Below are 4,235 nucleotides of genomic sequence, written 5' to 3' on the forward strand. Positions count from 1 at the left end.
AGACCGCTACGCTTCCGATCCCGGCGTCCCGGCATGCACGGGCAACGCGGACAGCGATTTCGCCACGGTTGGCGATGAGCACCTTGCGCACGATGGCTCCCTCCTCGAAACAAGCTGAGTTTAGGGACTGACGACACCACGTGCCGAGTCGCCCCAGCGGGTGAGCTTGCCCACAAGGCGTCACCGTCCGACGCCGGCCGCACGCCGAAGTCCCCTCCATTCCCAGGGTATGCCCGGGAGTTCGGTCGCACGATCGAGGATCGGTGTGGGCAACGTCTCGCCTCACTCGATCCCCGATCGACACCGTTTCTTTGTGGGGATCCCACTAATGGCGGAGCGAAACTTTGCCGGGTGGGTGTCGGGTGTGGCGTACGGGAAAGTCGCCTGCCGCATGCCCCTTGTTCTGACCATTACCCAGCAGTAGCGTGCACCCGTCTTCTGTACTCGCGGTAACAGGAGCGCGAACGCGCCGGACACGGTGGACGCGAACGCGCCGGACTCGGCGGAAGTGGGTGGGCACGGTGGCGGCACGCAGGCCGGTGGCGATCGTGACGGGCGTGGTCCTCGTCCTCGAAGCGGCCGGGATCGTGCTGCTCAACTGGATCCTCAGCGTCTTCGTCGACCGGCAGAAGATGTCACTGGCCGGGCTGGATGCGGACGCGATGGCCAAGGGTGCGGTCGTGGCCGGCATCGTCTTCGGCCTCTACCTGCTGTGGTGCGCGTTCCTCGCGGTCCGTTGCGCGGTGCGCGACCAGCCGCCCGGCACCTTCGCCCGTATCGTCCTGATCAGCTGCGCGGTCGTCCACGGCGTGGTCGGCGCGTTCGTCTACGGGCTGGTCAGCTGGGTGGCCCTGGTCGGCGCGCTGGTCGTACTCGGCCTGCTCATCTTCACGCTGGTCGCCTACTCCCCGGCTGCCGCGGCCCCGGAGGCCGAGGCCCCCGAGGCGGGGGCGCCCGGCGCCGAGCCGTCGCTGGGCTAGGCCCACAGGTCGGTGATCTGCACGTCCACGTCGGCCAGGAGGCGGCGGAGGAGCGGCAGGGACAGGCCGATGACGTTGCCCGGGTCGCCGTCGATGCCGTCGATGAAGGGGGCCGAGCGGCCGTCGAGGGTGAACGCGCCCGCCACGTACAGCGGTTCGCCGCTCGCCACGTAGGCGGCGATCTCCGCGTCCGACGGCTCGCCGAAGCGGACGGTGGTGGAGGCGGTGGCCGAGACCCGGCGGCCGTTCCCGGTGTCGATGACGCAGTGCCCGGTCCGCAGTACGCCGGACCGGCCGCGCATCGACTTCCAGCGGGCCGTGGCGTCCTCCGCGTCGGCCGGCTTGCCCAGCGCCCGCCCGTCCAGGTCCAGTACCGAGTCGCAGCCGACGACCAGCGCGCCGTCGGCCTCGGCGCGCCGCGCCACGGCGTCGGCCTTGGCCTCGGCCAGTACGCGGGCCAGCTCGCCCGGGGTGTCGGCGGTGATCGCGTCCTCGTCCACGCCGCTGACGACGACGTCGGGGGCCAGGCCGGCCTGGCGCAGCAGGCCGAGACGGGCGGGGGACTGGGAGGCGAGCACGAGGCGGCGGCGCTGTTCGGTCATGCGGCTCATGGTAGGCGGGCGGGCTATTGACAGTCGTTCGGCCTGCGGCCACAGTGCAGTGGCGCGTTCGGATATCAACGATCACTGTCCGATAGTCGGACGCGTATCCGGCACCGCCGCCCCCACGGTGGCCTGTACGACGAGGAGTTGTCGCCTGCACGGCTCCCGGCCCCGCTGCACACGGGCGGGCGCGGGTATGCCTGGACGTGGGCAGGCGGCCACGGACCTCAGGAGGCGTGAGCGATGACCACATCCGCGTTGTACGGACGGCTCGTGGACGATGCCGGGCTCTTCCCGCCCGAGCAGCTGGCGATGGCGGCGGCCGTCGCCCGGCACCGGGCCGACGCCGCGGCCGGCGATCCGGTGCTCAGCCACCGCTTCCTCTGCCCCGCCGGGCGGCTGCCGGAGCTGTCGGCGGCGCTGGGCGAGGGGGACCGCTTCCGGCTGGGGCTGATCAGCCCGCTGGAGTGGGACACGCTCGTCGAGGCGCACCGCCGGATCACCGCCGACGGCCGGCTGCGGCTGGTCGCCCTGGAGGGCACGGTGCCACCGGGGCCCGACCCGGTGACCGCCGTCCGGCAGGCCGCCGACGCGCTGAAGAACCTGCCGTACGGGCCGCCGCCGGGCTTCCCGCAGCACGTGGAGGTGGCGCTCACCGACGGCTGGGAGGCGGCGCTGGACGAGCTGCTGACGGCCGGGCTCGCCGCGAAGGTGCGCTGCGGCGGCGTACGCGCCGAGCTGTTCCCGCCGGTGGAGCGGCTGGCGGCGTTCGTCTGCGCGTGCGTACGCCGCGGGCTGCCGTTCAAGGCGACCGCCGGGCTGCACCACGCCGTGCGCTACCGCGACGCGGACACCGGCTTCACCCACCACGGGTTCCTGAACCTGCTGCTCGCGGTGTGCCGGGCGGCGGACGGCGCGACGGCCGACGGCGTCGAGGCGGTCCTGCGCTCCACCGATCCCGTCGCGCTGGCCGCCGAGGCCCGCGCGGTGACCCCGGCGCTCGCCGCGCGCACCCGCGCGGTGTTCACCGGGTACGGCTCGTGCAGTACCAGCGAGCCGCTGGCAGACCTGCGGGCGCTGGGGCTGACCGGCTCCCGCCCGCATCCGAAGACTGCGACGACCGCGAAGACCGCAAAGCCCTCCACCGACAGGGAGCTGGACGCATGACGACCCGATCCTGGGTGCCCGTACCGGAGCACTCCGACTTCCCCGTGCAGAACCTGCCGTACGGGATCTTCTCCCGCGCGGGCGAGCCCGGTGAGCCGCCGCGCGCGGGCGTCGCGATCGGCGCGTACGTCCTGGACCTGGCGCGGCTGGGCGAGGCCGCCGGGCTGCCGTACGCGGCGGACTTCGCGGCGCCGACGCTGAATCCGTTCATGGCGCGCGGCCGGGAGGCGTGGCGGGCGGTGCGGGCGCGGCTGACCGAGCTGCTGACCGACGAGGGGCACCGCGCGGCCGTCGAGCCGCATCTGATCCCGCGGGACACGGTGACCCTGCACCTGCCGTTCGAGGTCGCCGACTACGTCGACTTCTACGCGTCGGAGCACCACGCCTCCAACGTCGGCCAGGTCTTCCGCCCGGGCCAGCCGCCGCTCACGCCCAACTGGAAGCATCTGCCCATCGGTTACCACGGCAGGGCGGGGACCGTCGTGGTGTCCGGCACGCCGGTCGTCCGGCCGTGCGGGCAGCGCAAGGCGCCGGACGCGGCGGCGCCGTCCTTCGGCCCGTCCGTCCGGCTGGACATCGAGGCGGAGGTCGGCTTCGTCGTCGGGACGCCGTCCGGGCTCGGCACGCCGGTGTCCGTCGCGGACTTCGCCGACCACGTCTTCGGCGTGGTGCTGGTCAACGACTGGAGCGCGCGCGACATCCAGGCGTGGGAGTACGTGCCGCTCGGCCCGTTCCTCGGCAAGTCCTTCGCCACCTCGGTCTCGCCGTGGGTGGTGCCGCTGGACGCGCTGGCGGAGGCGCGGGTCGCCCCGCCGGCGCAGGACCCCGAACCGCTGCCGTACCTGCGGGCGGACGCGCCGTGGGGGCTGGACCTGGCGATGGAGGTGGAGTGCAACGGCACGGTGGTGTCCCGGCCGCCGTTCCGCACCATGTACTGGACCGCGGCGCAGATGCTCGCCCACATGACGGTCAACGGCGCGAGCCTGCGGACCGGTGACTTCTACGCCTCCGGCACGGTCTCGGGTCCGGCGGCGGACGAGCGGGGGTCGTTCCTGGAGCTGGGCTGGAACGGCACCGAACCGGTCAAGCTCGCCGACGGTTCCACCCGCGCCTACCTGTCCGACGGGGACACCGTCACCATGCGGGCCACGGCTCCGGGCGCGGACGGGGTGCGGATCGGCTTCGGCGAGGTCAGCGGCACGGTGGAGCCGGCGCGCGAGGCGGCCGGATCAGCCGGACAGGCCGAGCAGCAGCAGTAACAGCACGGCGGCGACCGCCAGTACGATGCCGGCCCGACGGAGCATGGCTTCTGCCTTGCGCAGCTCCTCGGAGGGATCGTCGGGCGGGTCGGACCAGAGCATGCTTCCCAGCCTGCGACGGAAGCGGCCGTGGCGCCTGAGTACGCGTACTCAGGCACTTCTCCAGCCAGCGCGGCACGACCGGCAGTTCGTCCGGTGGCATCACCTATGAGGTCACGGGGCCGTTC

General features: G+C 73.1%; 6 protein-coding genes. 3 read left to right on the forward strand and 3 right to left on the reverse strand.

What is annotated here, in order from left to right; translation table 11 throughout:
• Positions 1-91, reverse strand: a 91-nt coding sequence (locus ABZ840_RS37665; protein ID WP_351910787.1) for a biotin carboxylase N-terminal domain-containing protein, incomplete at its 3' end; no start/stop codon positions are given.
• 430 nt (positions 92-521) lie between these two features.
• On the opposite strand from ABZ840_RS37665, the gene ABZ840_RS37670 reads away from it, so the two are divergent.
• Positions 522-980 carry a hypothetical protein gene (locus ABZ840_RS37670; RefSeq protein WP_361568593.1) on the forward strand — a complete coding sequence of 153 codons (459 nt, stop codon included), beginning with the start codon at positions 522-524 and terminating at the stop codon, positions 978-980.
• Here ABZ840_RS37670 and ABZ840_RS37675 read toward each other — a convergent pair.
• Positions 977-1,582: a nucleoside triphosphate pyrophosphatase gene (locus ABZ840_RS37675; RefSeq protein WP_361568596.1), complete on the reverse strand. Its 606-nt coding sequence runs from the start codon at positions 1,580-1,582 to the stop codon at positions 977-979. The two genes, ABZ840_RS37670 and ABZ840_RS37675, sit on opposite strands and share 4 nt — an antisense overlap.
• A gap of 243 nt (positions 1,583-1,825) precedes the next feature.
• Here ABZ840_RS37675 and ABZ840_RS37680 point away from each other — a divergent pair, with 243 nt between their 5' ends.
• Both ABZ840_RS37680 and fahA read left to right on the forward strand, forming a co-directional pair.
• Positions 1,826-2,749, forward strand: coding sequence for a hypothetical protein (locus ABZ840_RS37680; RefSeq protein WP_361568599.1), 924 nt, complete (start codon positions 1,826-1,828; stop codon positions 2,747-2,749).
• Positions 2,746-4,008, forward strand: coding sequence for a fumarylacetoacetase (fahA, locus tag ABZ840_RS37685; protein ID WP_361568601.1), 1,263 nt, complete (start codon positions 2,746-2,748; stop codon positions 4,006-4,008). The genes ABZ840_RS37680 and fahA overlap by 4 nt, the downstream gene beginning before the upstream one ends.
• On the opposite strand, the gene ABZ840_RS37690 is transcribed toward fahA, so the two are convergent.
• Positions 3,979-4,110 (reverse strand): hypothetical protein, encoded by a 132-nt coding sequence (locus ABZ840_RS37690; RefSeq protein ID WP_351590937.1) that lies wholly within the window; start codon positions 4,108-4,110, stop codon positions 3,979-3,981. The two genes, fahA and ABZ840_RS37690, sit on opposite strands and share 30 nt — an antisense overlap.
• Positions 4,111-4,235 lie beyond the last annotated feature (125 nt).

The sequence above is a fragment of the Streptomyces sp. NPDC047117 genome (assembly GCF_040643545.1).
Classification (GTDB): Bacteria; Actinomycetota; Actinomycetes; order Streptomycetales; family Streptomycetaceae; genus Streptomyces.